At 67.7% G+C, this 18,441-nt stretch carries 14 protein-coding genes; 8 read left to right on the plus strand and 6 right to left on the minus strand.

Translation table 11 applies throughout. The features are described from left to right. Nucleotides 1-92: 92 nt before the first annotated feature. Nucleotides 93-1,730 (plus strand): L,D-transpeptidase family protein, encoded by a 1,638-nt coding sequence (locus QLQ85_RS19050; RefSeq protein WP_282740434.1) that lies wholly within the window; start codon nucleotides 93-95, stop codon nucleotides 1,728-1,730. An 82-nt stretch (nucleotides 1,731-1,812) separates the two neighbouring features. Here the strand turns inward: QLQ85_RS19050 and QLQ85_RS19055 are convergent, their stop codons facing one another. From QLQ85_RS19055 to QLQ85_RS19070, 4 genes are all read right to left on the minus strand, one after another. Further along, nucleotides 1,813-2,073, minus strand: coding sequence for a DUF1127 domain-containing protein (locus QLQ85_RS19055; protein WP_282740435.1), 261 nt, complete (start codon nucleotides 2,071-2,073; stop codon nucleotides 1,813-1,815). Between the two features lie 330 nt (nucleotides 2,074-2,403). Next, nucleotides 2,404-4,248, minus strand: a complete 1,845-nt coding sequence (locus tag QLQ85_RS19060; RefSeq protein ID WP_282740485.1) for an ABC transporter ATP-binding protein — start codon at nucleotides 4,246-4,248, stop codon at nucleotides 2,404-2,406. Between the two features lie 138 nt (nucleotides 4,249-4,386). After that, nucleotides 4,387-6,123 (minus strand): peptidoglycan DD-metalloendopeptidase family protein, encoded by a 1,737-nt coding sequence (locus tag QLQ85_RS19065; RefSeq protein WP_282740436.1) that lies wholly within the window; start codon nucleotides 6,121-6,123, stop codon nucleotides 4,387-4,389. 204 nt (nucleotides 6,124-6,327) lie between these two features. Beyond that, a complete protein-coding gene (locus tag QLQ85_RS19070) occupies nucleotides 6,328-7,182 on the minus strand; it encodes a pirin family protein (RefSeq protein WP_282740437.1) in 855 nt (284 codons plus the stop codon). 98 nt (nucleotides 7,183-7,280) lie between these two features. Between QLQ85_RS19070 and QLQ85_RS19075 the strand changes: the two genes are divergently transcribed. Both QLQ85_RS19075 and QLQ85_RS19080 read left to right on the plus strand, forming a co-directional pair. Then, entirely contained in the window at nucleotides 7,281-8,195 is a 915-nt protein-coding gene (locus QLQ85_RS19075; RefSeq protein ID WP_282740438.1) for a LysR family transcriptional regulator, read from the plus strand. An 83-nt stretch (nucleotides 8,196-8,278) separates the two neighbouring features. Continuing rightward, entirely contained in the window at nucleotides 8,279-9,280 is a 1,002-nt protein-coding gene (locus tag QLQ85_RS19080; RefSeq protein ID WP_282740439.1) for a glutathione S-transferase family protein, read from the plus strand. Nucleotides 9,281-9,462: 182 nt separating this feature from the next. Here QLQ85_RS19080 and QLQ85_RS19085 read toward each other — a convergent pair whose 3' ends face one another. Continuing rightward, nucleotides 9,463-9,912: a YaiI/YqxD family protein gene (locus QLQ85_RS19085; protein WP_282740440.1), complete on the minus strand. Its 450-nt coding sequence runs from the start codon at nucleotides 9,910-9,912 to the stop codon at nucleotides 9,463-9,465. A 445-nt stretch (nucleotides 9,913-10,357) separates the two neighbouring features. Between QLQ85_RS19085 and QLQ85_RS19090 the strand changes: the two genes are divergently transcribed. The 3 genes from QLQ85_RS19090 (at nucleotide 10,358) to QLQ85_RS19100 (ending at nucleotide 15,191) form a co-directional block, all read left to right on the plus strand. Beyond that, on the plus strand, nucleotides 10,358-12,067 hold the full coding sequence (locus QLQ85_RS19090; protein WP_282740441.1) for a DEAD/DEAH box helicase: 1,710 nt from the start codon (nucleotides 10,358-10,360) through the stop codon (nucleotides 12,065-12,067). A 318-nt stretch (nucleotides 12,068-12,385) separates the two neighbouring features. Further along, entirely contained in the window at nucleotides 12,386-14,248 is a 1,863-nt protein-coding gene (locus QLQ85_RS19095) for an IlvD/Edd family dehydratase (RefSeq protein WP_282740442.1), read from the plus strand. A 1-nt stretch (nucleotide 14,249) separates the two neighbouring features. After that, nucleotides 14,250-15,191: a DMT family transporter gene (locus QLQ85_RS19100; protein ID WP_282740443.1), complete on the plus strand. Its 942-nt coding sequence runs from the start codon at nucleotides 14,250-14,252 to the stop codon at nucleotides 15,189-15,191. 19 nt (nucleotides 15,192-15,210) lie between these two features. Here QLQ85_RS19100 and argE read toward each other — a convergent pair whose 3' ends face one another. Beyond that, entirely contained in the window at nucleotides 15,211-16,368 is a 1,158-nt protein-coding gene (gene argE, locus QLQ85_RS19105; RefSeq protein ID WP_282740444.1) for an acetylornithine deacetylase, read from the minus strand. A gap of 153 nt (nucleotides 16,369-16,521) precedes the next feature. Here argE and QLQ85_RS19110 point away from each other — a divergent pair, with 153 nt between their 5' ends. Next, nucleotides 16,522-17,259, plus strand: coding sequence for a FadR/GntR family transcriptional regulator (locus QLQ85_RS19110; protein WP_282740445.1), 738 nt, complete (start codon nucleotides 16,522-16,524; stop codon nucleotides 17,257-17,259). A 157-nt stretch (nucleotides 17,260-17,416) separates the two neighbouring features. Next, nucleotides 17,417-18,367 carry a Bug family tripartite tricarboxylate transporter substrate binding protein gene (locus QLQ85_RS19115; protein WP_282721198.1) on the plus strand — a complete coding sequence of 317 codons (951 nt, stop codon included), beginning with the start codon at nucleotides 17,417-17,419 and terminating at the stop codon, nucleotides 18,365-18,367. The last annotated feature ends 74 nt before the right edge of the window (nucleotides 18,368-18,441 follow it).

Raw genomic sequence — 18,441 nt, forward strand, 5'->3', positions numbered from 1 at the left:
GGGCTGCTTCCCTGAGTCCCCCGGTCTGGCACTATTATGACCATGAGGGTCGGGATGACCAGGCGCCTCCATCAACGCAGGAGTTATGGACGATGAACGCTCGCGCAGACAGGACCTTCCTCATTCCCTTGCTGCTGGCCCTGCTCATGCTGGCGGCCCCCGTCTCGGGGCAGGAGGGGCAGGGAGCGGGTGAGTCCGCGTCGCCGCTCGAAGCCGCCATCACCGCCTTGCTGGCGGAAGAGAGCGATGAGTTGCAGGCCTTCTATGCGGTGCGCGGGCAACGCCCGGCCTGGACGGATTCCCGCACGGTGACCGCTTTTGCCGCGGCGCTGCATACCCTGGACGGCGATGGGTTGATCCCCAAGGATTATCGGCCGGACGCCCTGGTGGCCGGCCATCGCCAGGCTTATGGGAAGGGAGGCAATTTCGAGCAGCAGGCACGCTTCGACCTGCACGCCAGCCGAGTGCTGTTGACCGCCCTGCGGCACCTGCAGCGTGGCAAGCTGGATCCCCATGACATCGATCCCGACTGGGAGGTGCCGATCGCCGCCCCACCGCTGGATCTCGCGGCACACTCCCGGGCGGTGGATGCCCAGCGCTTCGAGCAGGCCTTCGCCGAGGTGCGTCCCGGCTATGCGCCCTATGAGCGGTTGCGGACCGGCCTGGCCCGCTATCGCAACCTCGAGCGACTCGGCGGTTGGCCGAGCTTGCCGGCCCGGGACCGGGCGCTGCGTCCGGGCGAGATCGACGATGACGTGGTGGTGCTGCGCGAGCGGTTGTCGGTGATCGGTGAGCTGGAGCTGGTGGCGGTGGATGGCGTCAACGTGCCGGAGCTCGAGTTGGAAGCCCCGGATCCGCGCCGCTATGACGAGCGACTGGAAGCGGCGGTGCGGCGCTTCCAGCGTCGCCACCTGCTGGAGGCAGACGGCATCGTCGGGGCACGGACCAGGGCGGCGCTCAACGTACCGGTGGACGAGCGCATCGACCAGATCCGTCTCAATCTCGAGCGGGCCCGATGGCTGCTGCATGGCCTGCCCGACTCCTTCGTGCTGGTGGACATCGCCGGCTACCAGATCAGCTACTTCCGCCCCGATGGCGAGATCTGGCGCTCGCGCATCGTGGTGGGACGGCCCTACCGGCGCACCCCCTCCCTGCGTTCCGAGATCACCCACCTGACCGTCAACCCGACCTGGACGATCCCACCCACCATCCTGCGCGAGGACGTGCTGCCGGCGGTGCGCCAGGACCTCGGCTACCTGTGGCGGGAAAGGATCCAGGTGCTGGGCCCGTCGGGAACGCCCCTCGACCCCTGGGAGGTCGACTGGGAGCAGCCCGGCAATGTCATGCTGCGCCAGGCGCCGGGGCCACAGAATGCCCTGGGGCAGGTGGCGATCCGTTTCCCCAACGATCACATGGTCTATCTCCACGATACCCCCGCCCAGGGGCTGTTCGCCCGCGAGCAGCGCGCCTTCAGCTCCGGCTGCATCCGGGTCCAGGGGGTGCTGGAGTTCGTCCAGCTGCTGTTCGACGACACCGGCAGCGACCGTGACATCCAGGCACTGATCGACAGCGGTCAGACCCGCAACGTGCGGCTGGCGGAGCGCGTGCCGGTGATCCTGCACTACTGGACGGTGCACGCCGCCGAGGACGGCGAACTGGCCTTCCGCCCGGACATCTACCAGCGCGACGAGGCCTTGCTGCAGGCGCTGGACCGGCCGCTCGAACTGTAGCTGGGTGCCCTGCGGCACGAGGAACGCGGCGTTCGGCGGTGAGGGGAAAGGCCCCGGTCACGTCCTGTGACCGGGGCCTTGGCTAAGCCAGTTTGCTCCCGCAGCGCGGACAGACCGCCGACGGTGACGGTTCAGCCGCCTTGTTGTGCGGCGTGGGCCTGGCCGGAAAGGGGGCCGGCTCCCGCTCCGGATTGAGCGGTACCAGGCGGCCGCGCTCCCGGCGCAGGCCGATGTCCCTGAGCAGGCGTGGGTCGTAGTCCCTCAGTTCGGCATAGTGACGACGCTTGGTCAGGTAGTCGCGAAGGGCGGCCAGCAGGCGCCGGGCGATCGTTGAGGTTGCCATTCTCTCGGTCTCCTTGGGTCAGGAGGCCGGGCCTTGTGCGCGAACAATATATGACCAGGGAGAGGTGATAGCTTGGCCGCGACAAGTGCCGCGGCCAGCGTCCTTCAATGGGTTATCTACTGGCACACGGCAACGGGCATGCTCGCATCGCGTTATGGGAAACGGGATGCCAGGTGCCGGATGTAGTGCCGCGGGTTGACCAGAGCATGAAGGACGGGTCTTCGTTGAGTGGATGAGCGCCACGCTGTGAGGCGTGACCCTTTTCTTATAAACAATGACTGATGAAGCGTCAACCGATGCAGCGGCAGACGATAAACCGATGGTCTGCCGTCAGCGATAGCCTTCGGCCTGCAACCGGAACAGCCGCGCATAGCGGCCATCGGCCGCCATCAGGCTGTCGTGGTCGCCCCGCTCGAGGATCCTGCCGCCGTCGACCACCAGGATCTGGTCGGCGGCGCGCACCGTGGAGAAGCGGTGGGAGATCAGGATGGTCATCTTGTCGTGGCTGTGTTCGCGGAAGTCGGCGAACACCGCGGCCTCGGCGGCGGCGTCCATGGCCGCGGTGGGCTCGTCGAGCACCAGGATGTCGGCGCTCTCGCGCATGTAGGCCCGCGACAGGGCGATCTTCTGCCACTGGCCGCCGGAGAGCTCCTGGCCGCCCTTGAACCAGCGCCCGAGCTGGGTGTGGTAGCCACCGGGCATGTCGGTGATGAAGTCGTCGGCCAGGCCGCGCCGGGCGGCCTCCCGCCAGCGGGCCTCGTCGGCGAAGGCGGCGACGTCGCCGGCCCCCAGGTTCTCGCCGACCTTGAGCTGGTAGCGGACGAAGTCCTGGAAGATCACCCCGATGCGTCGGCGCAGCGTCTGGATGTCCCAGTCGCGCAGGTCGCTGCCGTCGAGCAGGATGCGCCCCTCGCTTGGCGCGTAGAGCCGGGTGAGCAGCTTGATCAGGGTGGTCTTGCCGGAGCCGTTGGCGCCGACCAGGGCCAGGCTGCCGCCGGGCCTGAGGTGCAGCGAGATGCCCGACAGGGCGGGCTTCTCGGCGCCGGGGTAGGTGAAGCTCACGTTCTCGAAGCGGATGCCGTCTCCGGGCCGGGCGCCGGTGGTGCGGGTACCGGACTCGGCGTCCACCGGCTGCTCCAGGTACTCGTAGAGGTTGGAGAGATAGAGGTTGTCCTCGTACATGCCGCTGATCGAGGTGAGGCTCGCCGAGAGCGCCGCCTGGCCCTGCTTGAACACCATCAGGTACATGGTCATCTCGCCGAGCGTCAGCTGGCCGGTCACGGTCTCCACCACCACCCAGGCGTAGGCACCGTAGAAGGCCAGGGTGCCGAGCAGCCCGAGCAGGAAGCCCCAGGTCTCGCGGCGCAGTGTCAGGCGGCGATCCTCGCCGTAGAGGGTGTCGAAGATCCGGCGGTAACGGTCGAGCAGCAGCGGCTCGAGGCCGAACAGCTTGACCTCCTTGATGCTGTCCTCCCGGGCCAGCACCGTCTCCAGGTACATCTGCATGCGAGTCTGGGGGGAGCGCCAGCGGAACAGCTGGAAGGCATCGCCGGAGAACTTGGCCTCGGAGACGAATACCGGCAGGGCACCGATCACCAGGATCAGGATCGCCCAGGGCGAGAACTGCACCAGCAGCACCCCGAAACTGGCCAGGGAGATGGCGTTCTGGGCGAGCGAGAAGGTCTTGTTGACCAGCCCCAGCGGGCGGATCGAGGCCTCGCGTCGGGCACGGGTCAGCTTGTCGTAGAACTCCGAATCCTCGAACTGGGCAAGCGTGAGGGTGCCGGCCTTCTCGAGGATCATCACGTTGACCTTCTGGCCGAGCAGGGCGCGCAGCAGCGACTGCTGGGCCGAGAGCCCGCGCTGGGCCAGGGCGATGACGGCGATCACCCCCGCCTCGGCGAGCACGTAGCGCAGCACCGGCCACCAGTCCACGCGACCGGTCTCGCCATGATCGGCCATGGCGGCCACCACGGCATCGACGATCAACTGGCCGATCCAGGCCGCCACCGCCGGCAGTACCCCGGCGACCAGGGTGCAGGCGGCCAGACCCAGCGTCAGCGAGCGGGAGGTCTGCCATACCAGCGTGAGCGCCCGGTGGCTGTAGCGGAAGACACCGAAGAAGGCATACAGGCGGCTGCCGTTGGCGGGCGGTGCTGGGGTGGCGCGGCGCAGATGGGGCGAGGACAAGCGGGCACTCCGGTCCTGGGAACCTGTTCAGTCTACCCGGCCGGCGAGGGGATATCTCATCCCACGGAAGGACCGCGCCCCGCTCGATGGCGGGGCGCGGGACGAGGCTCGGGTGGGGAGGGCTCAGCCCTCGTCGTCGTCGCTCGCTTCGGGCTGTTGCGCGCGGGCGACCACGGTGCCGGTCTCGCCGCTCTGCAGGACGGCCAGCAGGGGCTCGGCGTCGCGCTGGAAGGCCAGCAGCGCATCGCCGGAGAGGCTCTGGTTCTCCGGCAGGTCGACCTTCATGGCATCGACCTGGTTGTTGTTGACGATCACCTCGTAGTGCAGGTGCGGTCCGGTGCTGCGGCCGGTGTTGCCGGAGAGCGCGATGCGCTCGCCCATGCTGACCCGGTCGCCACGATTGACCAGCGGGCGCGACAGGTGAAGGTAGCGGGTCCGGTAGCCATTGTCGTGGCGTACCACCACGTAGCGGCCGGCCACCGGATGATTGCCTACCTTCTCCACCTGGCCGTCTGCCGGTGCCTGGATCGGGGTGCCGATGGGCATGGCGAAGTCGGTGCCGCGATGCGGGCTGATGCGCCCGGTGACCGGGTGCTTGCGTCGCGGGTTGAAGTTGGAGCTGAGGCGGTAGCTGCCCGCGAAGGGGTAGCGGTTGAAGGCCGGGTCGAGGCTCTCGCCTTCCGGGGTGTAGAAGTTGCTGTCGGCGTTGCTGCGGACCACGGTCAGGTCCATGCGGGCTCCTTCGTACCGCACCGCCAGCACCCGGGAGTCGAGGCTCTGGCCGTCGACGATGTCGGACTCGACCAGCACCTGGAAACGATCGCCGCGACGGGTGTCGCGGCGAAAGTCCAGTTTCTTTTCCAGCAGGCTGGAGAGCTGGCTGACCTCCGAGCTGGAGAGGCCGGTCGCCTGGGCCGAGCGGGCGAAGCTGCCGCTGACGGTACCGGCGAACAGGCGCTGGGTGGCTTCGCCGGCGCGTTCGATGGTCGCGACATCGAAACCATCGTCCCCGCGCTCGATGAAGAAGCCGTTGCGGGCATTGCGCATCACCCTCAGGGTCAGCAGCTTGCCGTCCTCGTCGAGCTGATACTCGAAACTGTTACCGGCCCGCCAGCGGGTCAAAAGGTTCTTGTCGGGCAGCTCGTCGAGCAGGCTCAACACCTCGCTGTAGCCGAGCCCCAGACGATTCTGGGCCATGACCGCGAAGGTATCGCCCTGCTCTACCGTGTAGGTCTCCCATTCGGGCACGAAGGGTTCGCTGGCGGCGATCTCTTCCTCGAGGAAAACCGGGCCTTCCCCGAACAGGATGAGTTCCTCTTCGGGGACCTCTTCATAAGAAGTGGCATCCGCCACCAGGGCCTCGTCTTGATCGAGCATGCCACTGGAAATGGTGCCGATCACGACCGCCATGTGCAGCGCACCATCATCGAGCATCAGCCCGTCGGCCAGACCGCCGTCGACCGGCTCGTCGATGCTCCGTTCGGCTCTGGCCAGTGCCAGGGGCACCACCCGGTTCTCGGCGCTCTCGCCGGCGGCACTGGCCGAGGTGACAAAATCGATATCGACGACTTCGGTGGCGGTGAGACTCGACACCGGTACATGTTCGCGAGTGGCATCGAGGGCCAGCGAGGCCATCTCGATGGCATCGGCGACCGGGCTACGGTCGAAACTCAGTGAGGGGAGGGCGGGTTGAGTATCGGGATCGAGGGGGACGAGAACGGTGTCGAGCGGCTGATTCTCACGCTGGACATCCTGGAAGGAGGTGACGATTTTCTGTGCGCCCAGCACTGTGACCATGGTGGCAACGGGTAACAGTAACAGCTTGTGCGTGCGGGGCAGCGAATGGAGGATTCGCAACATGGGTAGAGGCCAATGACTGATGAAAAGAATAAAAAAAGGCATCGAAACCATAACCCATGACGCATGGCGTGCCTAGTCTGTATGTGCATACAGGGATGGGCCGATCCACGCCTGGCGCAGATCGGCTCGGGTAAAGCGAACGCTGTTTACTAATCGGTCATTGGAGCCGAAGACGAGGGGGAAATCAACCCCTGCCTCGGTCGGTCATCCTCGGGTGCCTGTCAGAGTGCCGTCGCGATAGTCGCGCAGGGCTTGCTCCAGTTCGGCGTGCTCGTTCATCACGAAAGGCCCGTAATGGGCGATGGGCTCCCGGTGTGGTTGGCCGGCCAGCAGCAGGGCCTGGCCGCCCGCGGCGCTGCCCAGCACCAGTTGCTCGCCTCCGCCAAGCCGGGCCAGTTGGCCTCGGGGCACGGTGGTCTCCCCGATGGTCAGGCTGCCGTCGAAGACGTAGACCAGCAGGGTGGGGGCATCCGTCTCGAGCGTCAGCTCACCACCCGGTTCCAGGCGCACATGGGCCACGGCCCCGTCGCCGGCGAGGGCATTCAGCGGGCCGGCGACGTGCTCGCCACCGGTGTTCTGCCAGCGCCCGCCGAGGGCGATCAGCTCGGCACCCTGGCCGGCGAGGCGGGGCATCTCGGCCGCGCGCACATCCCGATAGGTGGCCGGGCTCAGCTTGTCCCGGGCCGGCAGGTTGAGCCACAGCTGGAAAGCGTGCAGGCCCTGGCTGTCGGTGAGTGGCATCTCCGAGTGGATGATGCCGCGGCCGGTATGCATCCACTGGGCGTCGCCGGCGCTGATGGTGCTCGCGTGACCCAGGTGATCCTCGTGGGTCAGGCCGCCGTGGATCACGTAGGTCAGGGTCTGGATGCCGCGGTGTGGGTGGGGCGGGAAGCCGCCGATGTAGTCGTCGGGACGGTCCGACCCCAGCTCGTCGAGCATCAGGAAGGGATCCAGTCCGCCGCCGAAGTCATGGATCCGCTGGATCCTCACCCCGTCGCCATCCTGACTGGGATGGCTGGGTTGCAGCTGCTCGACCCGACGCGGCGTAGTGGAGGCCATGAGATTTCTCCGTTCTTGCAAGGTTTCCCTGGCATTTTAGGTCGGATTTTTCGAAAATTAAGCGCAATGTTTCGCTTTTAGTGTTCGAGGAAATCGAAATGTCCCGAGTCACCCTGACCCAATGGCAGATGCTGGCCGCGGTGGTCGACCATGGCGGCTTCGCGCGGGCCGCCGAGGCCATCCACAAGAGTCCGTCGACCCTGAACCACGCGGTGCACAAGCTGGAGGAACAACTCGGCGTGCGGGTCCTGGCGCCGGTGGGGCGGCAGGTACGCCTGACCGAAGCGGGCGAGATGCTGCTGCGTCGGGCGCGCCAGTTGATCGAGAGCGCCGACTCGCTGGAAGACGTGGCAACGCGCCTGGCGGAGGGGCTGGAGGCCGAGGTGGTGTTGGCCATCGATCAGGTCTTTCCGCCCGACGCCCTGGCCCGCGCCCTGGAGACCTTCTCACGGGAGTTTCCCCATGTGCGGGTGCAGTTGCACGAGACGGTGCTCAACGGCGGCATCGAGATGCTCTATGACGGCAGTGCCGACCTGGTGGTCTCGGGGCTCGCTGCCCAGGGGTTCCTGGGCGAGCCACTGGTCACGGTGCGCTTCATCGCCGTGGCACATCCGGAGCATGCGCTGCACCGGCTGGCGCGCCCACTCGACCTGCGCGACCTGATCCAGCACCGCCAACTGGTGGTGCGCGACTCGGCGCTGCGACAGTCGATGGACTCGGGCTGGTTGAAGGCCGAGCAGCGCTGGACCCTGAGTCACCTGCACACCTCCATCGACATGCTCGAGCGGGGCCTGGGCTTCGCCTGGGTGCCGGAGACGCGGATCCTCGGTGCCCTGAATGAGGGGCGGCTGAAGCCGCTGCCGCTCACCGCCGGTGGTATCCGCCAGATTCCGATCCAGCTCATCCATCGTGACCGCGACCGCGCCGGGCCGGCGACACACGCCATGGCCAGCGCCCTCAAGCAGGGCGTGGCGACCTGTTCGGAGGTCGAACCATTCGATATAGACGAATGAATCGTGGCAAAGGATGCGCTTGAGATTCGATGAAATCGCTCTAGGCTCTACTTCACATCCCTGTTGACTGACGAGAGGACACCATGGGCCTGTTGATCGAAGGCGTCTGGCATGACCAGTGGTACGACACCGGCAAGCACGGCGGCGAGTTCGTGCGCGAATCCGCCCAGCTCCGCGACTGGATCACCCGCGACGGTGGTCCGGGTCCGGACGGCCAGCCGGGGCTGTCCGCCGAGGCCGGGCGCTACCACCTCTATGTCTCCCTGGCCTGCCCCTGGGCCCATCGCACCCTGATCCTGCGCCGGCTCAAGGGGCTCGACGAGCTGATCGGCGTCTCCCACGTCAGCCCACTGATGCTCGACCAGGGCTGGACCTATCAGGAGAGCGAAGGCTCCAGTGGTGACCCGGTCAACGGCGTCGACTACCATCGCCAGCTCTACACCCTGACCGACCCACACTACACCGGGCGGGTCACGGTGCCGGCGCTATGGGACAAGCGCGAAGGGCGCATCGTCAACAACGAGTCCGCCGACCTGCTGCGGATGTTCAACGACGCCTTCGACGACTTGACCGGCAACCGGCTCGATTTCTACCCGCAGGACCTGCGTCGGGCCATCGATGCGGTCAACGCCGATGTCTACGACCACATCAACAACGGTGTCTACAAGTCGGGCTTCGCCACCGAGCAGGCCGTCTACGAGAAGCATGTGGTGGCGCTGTTCGAGGCGCTGGAGCGGATGGAATCGCGGCTGGCCGAGAGCCGTTACCTGGCCGGCGAGTGGCTGACCGAGGCCGACATCCGGCTGTTCACCACCCTGATTCGCTTTGATGCGGTCTACCACGGCCACTTCAAGTGCAACCTCAGGCGCATCGAGGACTACCCGCACCTGTCGAACTACCTGCGCGAGCTCTACCAGTGGCCGGGCATCAAGGAGACCGTGGACTTCGACCATATCAAGCGCCACTACTACTACAGCCACGACACCATCAACCCGACGCGCATCGTGCCCCGTGGCCCGCTCCTCGACCTCGAGCGGCCCCACGACCGCGAGCGGTTGCCGGGCCGGGGAATTTGGCAGGAGTAGGGGCATGGCACTCTGGTATGCCCGTTGTGGGAGCTGGGCTTTGCCCGGCGAATGGAGGCCGAAGGACTCCTTGGCGGTATGCGCCGAGCATCAATGACACCGCCAGGGCGCCTGCGGCGCCATTCGCCCGGGGAACCCGAGCTCCCACGGGGAAAGTTGATGCCACTTGGCGAAGAACCAGATTACCGCTGCTTCGCCAGCCAGCGATCCAGCGCATTGGCGAACTCGCGGCGGTCGGTGTCGGCATAGCCCTTGGGACCGCCGGTGTGCTCGCCGCTGGCGCGCAGGGTCTCCATGAAGTCCCGCATCTGGACACGGGCGCGGATATTGCTCCGATCGAGCATCTCGCCGCGGGTGGTCATCACCGCGGCGCCCTTGTCGATCGCTTCCATGGCCAGCGGCAGGTCCGAGGTGATCAGCAGGTCGCCGGCGGCCAGGCGCGCGACGATCTCGTTGTCGGCGGCATCGAAGCCGTGGCTCACCGACAGCGCCCTGACCCACTTCGAGGGCGGCAGCGGTATGGCGTGGTTGGCCACGAACCAGGTCGGCGTGGCGGTGCGCTCGGCGGCGCGCACGATGATCTCGCGGGCCACCTTGGGGCAGGCATCGGCGTCGACCCAGAGACTCGGCATGGCAAACTCCTGGCAGGAAGGGAACAAAGGGGGGCGATGAACGCCAACCCCGAAAAGGCTGGCCAGCGATGAGGGCCGATGGTAGCATGCGCGCTCCTCGCATGTGCTGACCCCGCCATCATGACGATTCGCCTGAGCCGAGTGCCCGAGCCGAATCACCGAGACCTGCGGTCATCTACCGCCAGTGTCCGAGATGTGAAGATGGAGCGCCAACCAGATGCCGCCAGTCTGGCGACATCGGCGCAGAAAGGTCGCCTTAGCGGTTCGCCAGCCCTCGAGGCTCGAACCGGATGCCAGGTGCGACCGGCGTCCCCGATACCGTGACTCGCTCTGCCCCCTGGCCATGACGGCCCAGCGACTGGCGCAGTGCGCCCGACCGTTTGCTTGCGTCGGGGGTGCCTCAATGTGATTTGCCGGCCATCGCCGGCCTACCAAGGTGTGATTGATGACCTCGACTTCTGTCGCTGCGCCGAGCTTCGGCGATCTGGCCCTGCTGCCTGCCGTTCTCTCTGCCGTCGAAACGCTGGGCTACGAGACCCCTTCGCCGATCCAGATGCAGACCATCCCTGCGTTGCTGGAAGGCCGTGACATGCTGGGCCAGGCCCAGACCGGCACCGGCAAGACCGCTGCCTTCGCGCTGCCGATCCTGTCGCGCCTCGAGCTCGAGCGCCGCGAGCCCCAGGTGCTGGTGCTGGCGCCGACCCGTGAACTGGCCCAGCAGGTGGCCGTGTCGTTCAGCAAGTACGGCCAGAACCTCAAGGGCCTGGAAGTGGCGACCCTGTGCGGTGGCCAGGAGTACCGCGAGCAGCTGGGCGCGCTGAAGCGTGGCGCCCAGGTGGTGGTGGGCACCCCCGGCCGGGTGATCGATCACCTGGATCGCGGCAGCCTCAAGCTCGACGGCCTCTCCGCCCTGGTGCTGGACGAGGCCGACGAGATGCTGCGCATGGGCTTCATCGACGACGTCAAGCGCGTGGTCGCCGATACCCCCAAGGATGCCCAGCGGGTGTTCTTCTCCGCCACCCTGCCGGCCGAGATCGAGCGCATCGTCAATCGCTACCTGGTCGATCCGGTCAAGGTGGCCATCGAGGCCCGGGTCGGTACCGCGGCGAGCATCGACCAGCGCATGGTGCGTGTCGACGGTGGCGCCAAGCTGGAGGCGCTGTCGCGCATCCTCGAGGTCGAGCCCGTCGACGGTGCCATCGTCTTCGTGCGCACCCGGGCCGCCTGCACCACCCTGATGGAGCAGCTCTCGGCCCGCGGCGTCAACGTGGCGAGCCTCTCCGGTGACCTCGATCAGAGCCTGCGCGAGCGCACCATCACGCGCCTCAAGCGTGGCAAGGTCGATGTGCTGATCGCCACCGACGTGGCCGCCCGCGGTCTCGACGTGCCGCGCATCACCCACGTCATCAACTACGACCTGCCCCAGGACGCCGAGGCCTACACCCACCGCATCGGGCGTACCGGCCGTGCCGGCCGCACCGGTGTGGCGATCACCTTCGTCGGCTTCCGCGAGGGGCGCAAGGTGGGCTGGCTCGAGCAGGCCACCGGCCAGAAGCTGAGCGAGATGCCGCTGCCCGACGAGGCCGCCATCCGCGCCCATCGCGACGAGGTGTTCCACCAGCGCGTGGTCGCCTCCCTGACCAAGGGCGCCGAGGAGCAGACCGCCCTGATCGAGCGCCTGGTCGAGGAGGGGTACGACCCCATCGAGCTGGCCTGCGCCTTCGCCGCCATGGCGCGCGCCGACGAGGCGCCGATCGGTCGCCTGCAGGCGCCACGTCGCGACAGTGACCGTGGTGAGCGCGCCGCCCGCGACGGCAAGCCGCCGCGTCGCCGCGACAGCGGCCCCAGCGAGGGCATGACCCGCTACCGCGTCGCCGTGGGTCACAAGGATGGCGTCAAGCCGGGCCAACTGGTCGGTGCGCTCGCCAACGAAGGCGGTATCGAGGGTGCCCGCATCGGTCGCATCGATATCCGCAACGCCTTCTCGGTGGTCGAGCTGCCGAGCTCGCTGCCGGCGAGCATCCTGGCCAAGATGGCCCGTGCCCGGGTGGCCGGCCGTCCGCTGGAGATCAGCGAGGATCGCGGCGCCCCCGAGCGCGCCCCGCGTCGTCGTGACGACGGCGAGGCACCGATCCGCCGCCAGTCACGCGGCTGAGGGACAGGCCAGGCCGACCGCTACGCAGTGGCGGGCGGCAAGCCACCAGGCAACGGGCCGGGGGAGTTCTCCCCCGGCCCGTTTTTTCGTGCGCGCCAGACGGTGCTCGCCAGGCCGACGGATGCCGGCTTGGCCTCTTGCCCGGCGTGCGGTTCCAGGCTCGCACGCATCTCCTGGCAATGACGAACATGCCCAGCATTTGTTCAACATATACTTTTGCATGTATCGACTTTCCGCTGGCCGTGGCATTACTGTCTGTGGGGTCTGGAACCCTTGCTTGCGGCTCATGGCCCGACTGCGCAACAGGAGCCTCTTCCCATGTCGTCACATGATTCGTCCCGAGCCCGGCCGACCCGCTCCGCCGCGTGGTTCGGCACCCCCGACACGCCACACCGGATCACCCCCGACCGGCTGCGTTCGCGCTACTGGTTCGACAACCCCGAGCATCCGGGTACCACGGCGCTGTGTATCGAGCGCTACCTGAACTACGGCATCACCCTGGAGGAGTTGACCAGCGGCAAGCCGATCATCGGCATCAGCCAGTCCGGCTCCGACCTGACGCCCTGCAACCGCCACCATATCGAGCTGGTCAAGCGCGTGAAGGACGGCATTCGCGCCGCCGGTGGGGTGCCGTTCGAATTCCCCATGCACCCGATCCACGAGAACGTGCGCCGGCCCACCGCGGCGCTGGACCGCAACCTGGCCTATCTGGGGCTGGTCGAGGTGCTACACGGCTATCCGCTCGACGGCGTGGTGCTGACCACCGGCTGCGACAAGACCACTCCGGCGGCGCTGATGGCCGCGGCCACGGTCAACATCCCCGCCATCGTGCTCTCCGGTGGGCCGATGCTCAACGGCTGGCGGGGCAGTGAACGGGTCGGTTCCGGCACCATCATCTGGGAGCTGCGCAAGCGCCTGGCGGCCGGTGACATCGACTACGCCGAGTTCCTGGCGCGGGGCGCCGACTCGGCGCCTTCCATCGGCCACTGCAATACCATGGGCACCGCCTCGTCCATGAATGCCCTGGCCGAGGCGCTGGGCATGAGCCTGCCCGGTTCGGCGATGATCCCGGCGCCCTACAAGGAGCGCGCCATGGTCGCCTACCAGACCGGCAGCCGCATCGTCGAGATGGTCTGGGAGGACCTGCGGCCGCTGGACATTCTCACCCGCGCGGCATTCGAGAACGCCGTCGTGACCTGTTCGGCGCTGGGCGGTTCCTCCAACGCGCCGATCCATGTCAATGCCATCGCCCGCCATGCCGGGGTCGAACTGGCCAACGATGACTGGCAGCGGCTGGGCCACGAGATCCCGCTGCTGGCCAACGTGATGCCGGCCGGCGCCTACCTCTCCGAAGAGTTCCACCGCGCCGGCGGCGTGCCGGCGGTGCTTCACGAACTCCTGGCGGCGGACAAGCTGCACGGCGAGGCGATGACCGTCAACGGCCGCCCCCTCGAGGCCAATCTGCTGGGACACGAGACCCGCGACCCCGAGGTGATCCGCCGCTACGCCAACCCACTGGTGGAACACGCCGGTTTCCTCAACCTCAAGGGCAACCTGTTCGACTCGGCGCTGATGAAGACCAGCGTGATCTCGCCGGACTTCCGCGAGCGTTTCCTCAACGACCCTGCCGACCCCGACGCCTTCGAGGGCAGGGTGGCGGTGTTCGACGGCGCCGAGGACTACCACGCACGCATCGACGACCCGGCGCTCGGCATCGACGAGCACACCATCCTGGTGATGCGCGGCGCCGGCCCGGTGGGTCACCCCGGCGGCGCCGAGGTGGTCAACATGCAGCCGCCGGAGGCGCTGATCCGACGCGGCATCGAGTCGCTGCCGTGCCTGGGCGATGGGCGCCAGTCGGGGACCTCCGGCTCGCCGTCGATCCTCAACGCCTCACCGGAGGCCGCCACCGGCGGTGGGTTGGCACTGCTGGAAACCGGGGACCGGTTGCGTGTCGACCTGAAGCGAGGCGAGGTGCGGCTGCTGATCGACGAGGCCGAACTCACGGCGCGGCGTCGGCGGCTCGAGGCGGCCGGCGGCTATCGCTACCCCGACCACCAGACGCCCTGGCAGGAGATCCAGCGCTCGATGGTGGAGCCGCTGGATCGTGGCATGACACTGGCGCCGGCGACCCGCTATCGTGACGTGGCACGCCAGCATCCGCCGAGGGATAACCACTGACATGAGCCGGTTGAGCGCGTTGTCATATCGCCAGCAGGGATTGCTGCTGACCGGCGGCGGGGCGCTGATCATGGCCCCCGATGCGCTGCTGATCAAGGTCGCCGACCTGCCCGATGCCGAGATCCTGATGTGGCGCGGCTTTCTCTCGGCACTGGGGTTCTTCCTGATCGCGCTGATACGCCATGGCCGCGGCATCCTGGCGGCCTATCGTCGTTGCGGCTGGACCGGCATCGCCGTGGCGCTGCTGTTCAGCCTGACCACCAGCGGTTTCGTGCTCGGCAACCAGTACACCAAGGCGGGTAACGTGCTGATGATCCTGGCCGGCTCGCCGCTGATCGCCGCGGCACTGTCACGGGTGATCCTCAAGGAGCGGTTGCCGAGGCGTACCTGGCTGGCGATCTGGCTGTGCATGGCCGGCATCGCCATGATCGTGGTTGACGACGTCGGCGCCGGCTCCTGGCTGGGCAACGCCTTTGCCTTGATGGCGGCGACCACCCTGGCCCTCAATTTCACCCTGTGTCGTACCCGCCCGGGCGTGGACATGAGCCCGATGCTGGTCTTCAACGGCGTGATCGTCGGGGGCGGGGCCGGGCTGGTGTGGCTCGCCGGGGGAGCGCCGTCCCTGCCCGCCGGCCACCAGCTCACCGTGGTGATCCTGCTGTGCCTGGTCATCGTGCCCTGCGGGGTGACCCTGCTGCAGCGCGGGCCGCTCTATCTGCCCGCCGCCGAGGTGGGCCTGCTGCTGCTGCTCGAGGTGGTGGTGGGCACCCTGCTGGCCTGGTGGATCCTTGCCGAGCAGCCGGCGCCGATGGCGCTGGTCGGTGGCACCCTGGTCCTCGGTACCCTGTTTGCCAAGGGGCTCTATGAGCGGCGGCTGGAACTGCGGCTGCGGGCGGGGGCCGGGCCGGCACTGCAGGACTCGGCAGAGCGGCGAGCCGGCTGACGCCTCTGTCAAATAGGTCTCAGCGCCCGGCCAGCCGCTCGCCCAGCGCCTGCATGAAGTGGCTGCCTGCCTCGAGCTGTTCGATGTCGAGGTACTCGTCGGGCTGATGGGCCTGGCCGATGCTGCCGGGGCCGCAGATCACCGTGGGCAGCCCCTCGCGCTGGAACTGGCCGGCCTCGGTGGCATAGGCCACCGCCCCGGAGGGTCGCTCGCCGAGCAGCTCGCGGCACAGGGCGAGCACCTCGGCGTTGTTGTCGTCGGCCAGCGCCGGCACCGTGACGTTGAGCGTCTCGGTGACGATGCCCGTCTCGGGGGCGATGCGCTGCATCCTGGCCGCGAGCTCGGCGGCGTAGTCGTTTACGCGGCCGAGCAGGTCGTCGAAGCGGTCCTGGGGCAGGTGGCGGATCTCCCAGTCGAAGCTGCACTCCCTGGCCATGATGTTGATCGCGGTGCCGCCACTGATCCTGCCCACGTGCAGGCTCGAGTGGACCACGTTGAAGGCCTCGTCGATACGGCCCTCGGCCTTGAGCTCGGCCATCACGTCCTCGATCCTCGTCACCAGCCGGGCGGCGACATGGATCGCCGAGACCCCCTGGTCGACCTGGCTGGAGTGGGCGGCGCGGCCGGTGACGGTGGTGCGCAGGTTGGTGGCGCCCTTGTGCGCCACCACCGGCTGCATCATCGTCGGCTCGCCGACGATCACCGTGGCCGGCCGGGGGTGGTCGGCCAGCAGGCGCTCGATCATGCGCGGGGCGCCGAGACAGCCGACCTCCTCGTCGTAGGAGAGCGCCAGATAGATGGGGCGTTCGAGCGCCATGCTCGCCCAACTCGGTACCTGTGCCAGGGCACAGGCGATGAAGCCCTTCATGTCACAGGTGCCGCGCCCGTAGAGACGGCCGTCGCCCTTGTCGACCAGCGCGAAGGGGTCGCTCGACCAGGGCTGGCCGTCCACCGGCACCACGTCGGTATGGCCGGAGAGCACCACGCCGCCCGCCACCGCCGGGCCGATGCGGGCCAGCAGGTTGGCCTTGCTGCCATCCTCGTTCTCGATGCGCCAGTGCTCGACGCCGTGGTCGTCGAGGAAGGCTTCGACGAAGTGGATCAGCTCCAGGTTGGAGTCACGGGAGACGGTGGGGAAGCCCACCAGTCGCTCGAGCAGCTGCTTGGCGGTCGTCATGCGAGAGAGTCCTGGGTGAATCGGTCCACTGTCAGCCTAACACGAGCGACGGGGGGGCTGGCGATGGCGGTTGGTACAGCGTGGAGAGAGCCGGGTGGCGGGGGCAGGGGAAAGTTGGCGTATCCTGTGGGGAAAGCGGCCAGGGAGTACGGCATGGGTTCCCGCAGTGACAAGGTGACCGCGCTCGAGACCCTCTCCGGGCGACCCGGTCGCCAGGGGCGGAAGCTGAGCGACCGGGTCTACGGCGATATCGTCGATCGCATCATCAAGGGCGAGTACGGCGAGGGCCAGCGGCTGCCCTCCGAAGAGAAGTTCGCCAGCTTGCACGGGGTCTCGCGTCCCATCGTGCGCGAGGCCCTGGCCAGGCTGCGCGAGGATGGGCTGGTTCGTTCGCATCGTGGCGCCGGCAGCTTCGTGCTCCTGCGCCCCGACCGGGCCATGCTCGACTTCGCCCCGCTGGAAAGCCTGGCCGATATCCAGCGCTGTTTCGAGTTTCGGATTGCCGTGGAGGCCGAGTCGGCGCGGCTGGCGGCGCTCAATGCCACGGCCGAGGACAAGAGGGCCATCTCGGCCGCCTTCGCCCTGCTCGAGCAGCGGATTCGCGAGAATGCGCTGGGGGTCGATGCCGACTACGGCTTTCACCTGGCCATCGCCCACGCCACCCACAACCGCTTCTTCGCCGATACCCTGGTCTCGCTCGAGGCCCCCATCACCTATGGGCAGCGCCTGGCGCGCGGGCTGGGGCAGCGACACCCCGGCTGCCACCTCCCCGCGGTGCAGGAGGAGCATCGCGATATCCACGACAGCATCCTGGCCGGCGATGCCGAGGCCGCCTCGCGCCATATGCGAACGCACCTGGGCAACTCGCGGCGCCGCGTCTTCGAGGGGTGAGTGACTTGACAACCTTTACAACTTGGCTAGCTTCAGGACAGGGCTCAGCGACGGGGTACGGGGCGCTGTGGCCCGGTAGCCGGGCGCGACAACACCGACAACGAGAACACTCGGCTGCCAGGAGACGATCACGACACAACAACGTCTGGAGCATGCCATGAAATTCACGCACAAGAAGCTGGTGCTGGCCATGACGGCCGTCGCCGCCGTGGGGCTGGCCGGAGCCGCCCATGCCGAGTACCCGGAAGAGGACATCACCTACATCATCCCTTTCGATCCGGGTGGTGAATCGGACGTCACGGCACGCTTCCAGGAGCCGATCCTGGAAGAGGTGCTGGGCGTCTCGGTGAATGTGACCCACCGGCCGGGTGGCGGTGGGGCCGTGGCCTGGAGCGAGTTCCAGAACAGCGCCGAGCCGGATGGCTACGAGATCATCGGCGTCAACATCCCGCATATCATCGGCCAGCCGATCCAGCGCAACAATGCGGGCTACGAGACCGACAACTGGCGGATCGTCACCTTCTTCCACTCCACGCCCAACGCCCTGATCGTGCACAACGACAGTCCCTACGACACCCTCGAGGACCTCGTCGAGGACGCCAAGGAGAACCCCGAAGCGATCACCCTGGGCGGCAGCGGTACCTACAGCGCCAACCACCTGGACATGCTGCGCTTCGAGCAGGAAGCCGACATCGACCTGACCTACATTCCCTTCTCCGGTACCGGACCGCTCAAGGGCGCGCTGGAGGGTGGCCATGTCGCCGGCATCTTCAACTACACCATGCTCGGCACCGAGATGGCCGACAGCGTCAAGGTGCTGGCCGTGGCCTCGGAGGAGCGCGTCAAGGCCCTGCCCGATGCGCCCACCTTCAAGGAACAGGGCTATGACATCGTCGGGGGCGCCTATCGCGGCGTGGCGGTTCCCAAGGGGACCCCTGACGAGGTGGTAGAGACCCTCGAGGAGGCCTTCGCCGAGGCCAATCGCCGGATCGCCGAGAAGCAGGAGCCGCTGGGCTTCGTCATGGAGTACATCACCGGCGAGGAGGTCGACGAGGTGATCGGCATGCTGCGCGAGGCCTACGGCCCGATCCTCGAGGACGCCGAATAACCCTTCCTCCTGCCGAGGGGGGCCGCTGGGCCCCCTTCCTGTCCTGACACTGCGGGGCCGTGCGCGCATGGCCC

The organism is Halomonas kalidii, assembly GCF_030010475.1.
GTDB classification, from domain to species: domain Bacteria; phylum Pseudomonadota; class Gammaproteobacteria; order Pseudomonadales; family Halomonadaceae; genus Halomonas; species Halomonas heilongjiangensis.

Excerpts from the sequence above, each read along its gene's own strand:
- QLQ85_RS19050 (WP_282740434.1), top strand. The coding sequence starts at position 93 with ATGAACGCTCGCGCAGACAGGACCTTCCTCATTCCCTTGCTGCTGGCC.
- QLQ85_RS19055 (WP_282740435.1), bottom strand. The coding sequence starts at position 2,073 with ATGGCAACCTCAACGATCGCCCGGCGCCTGCTGGCCGCCCTTCGCGAC.
- QLQ85_RS19065 (WP_282740436.1), bottom strand. The coding sequence starts at position 6,123 with ATGTTGCGAATCCTCCATTCGCTGCCCCGCACGCACAAGCTGTTACTG.
- QLQ85_RS19070 (WP_282740437.1), bottom strand. The coding sequence starts at position 7,182 with ATGGCCTCCACTACGCCGCGTCGGGTCGAGCAGCTGCAACCCAGCCAT.
- QLQ85_RS19075 (WP_282740438.1), top strand. The coding sequence starts at position 7,281 with ATGTCCCGAGTCACCCTGACCCAATGGCAGATGCTGGCCGCGGTGGTC.
- QLQ85_RS19080 (WP_282740439.1), top strand. The coding sequence starts at position 8,279 with ATGGGCCTGTTGATCGAAGGCGTCTGGCATGACCAGTGGTACGACACC.
- QLQ85_RS19085 (WP_282740440.1), bottom strand. The coding sequence starts at position 9,912 with ATGCCGAGTCTCTGGGTCGACGCCGATGCCTGCCCCAAGGTGGCCCGC.
- QLQ85_RS19090 (WP_282740441.1), top strand. The coding sequence starts at position 10,358 with ATGACCTCGACTTCTGTCGCTGCGCCGAGCTTCGGCGATCTGGCCCTG.
- QLQ85_RS19095 (WP_282740442.1), top strand. The coding sequence starts at position 12,386 with ATGTCGTCACATGATTCGTCCCGAGCCCGGCCGACCCGCTCCGCCGCG.
- QLQ85_RS19100 (WP_282740443.1), top strand. The coding sequence starts at position 14,250 with ATGAGCCGGTTGAGCGCGTTGTCATATCGCCAGCAGGGATTGCTGCTG.
- argE (WP_282740444.1), bottom strand. The coding sequence starts at position 16,368 with ATGACGACCGCCAAGCAGCTGCTCGAGCGACTGGTGGGCTTCCCCACC.
- QLQ85_RS19110 (WP_282740445.1), top strand. The coding sequence starts at position 16,522 with ATGGGTTCCCGCAGTGACAAGGTGACCGCGCTCGAGACCCTCTCCGGG.
- QLQ85_RS19115 (WP_282721198.1), top strand. The coding sequence starts at position 17,417 with ATGAAATTCACGCACAAGAAGCTGGTGCTGGCCATGACGGCCGTCGCC.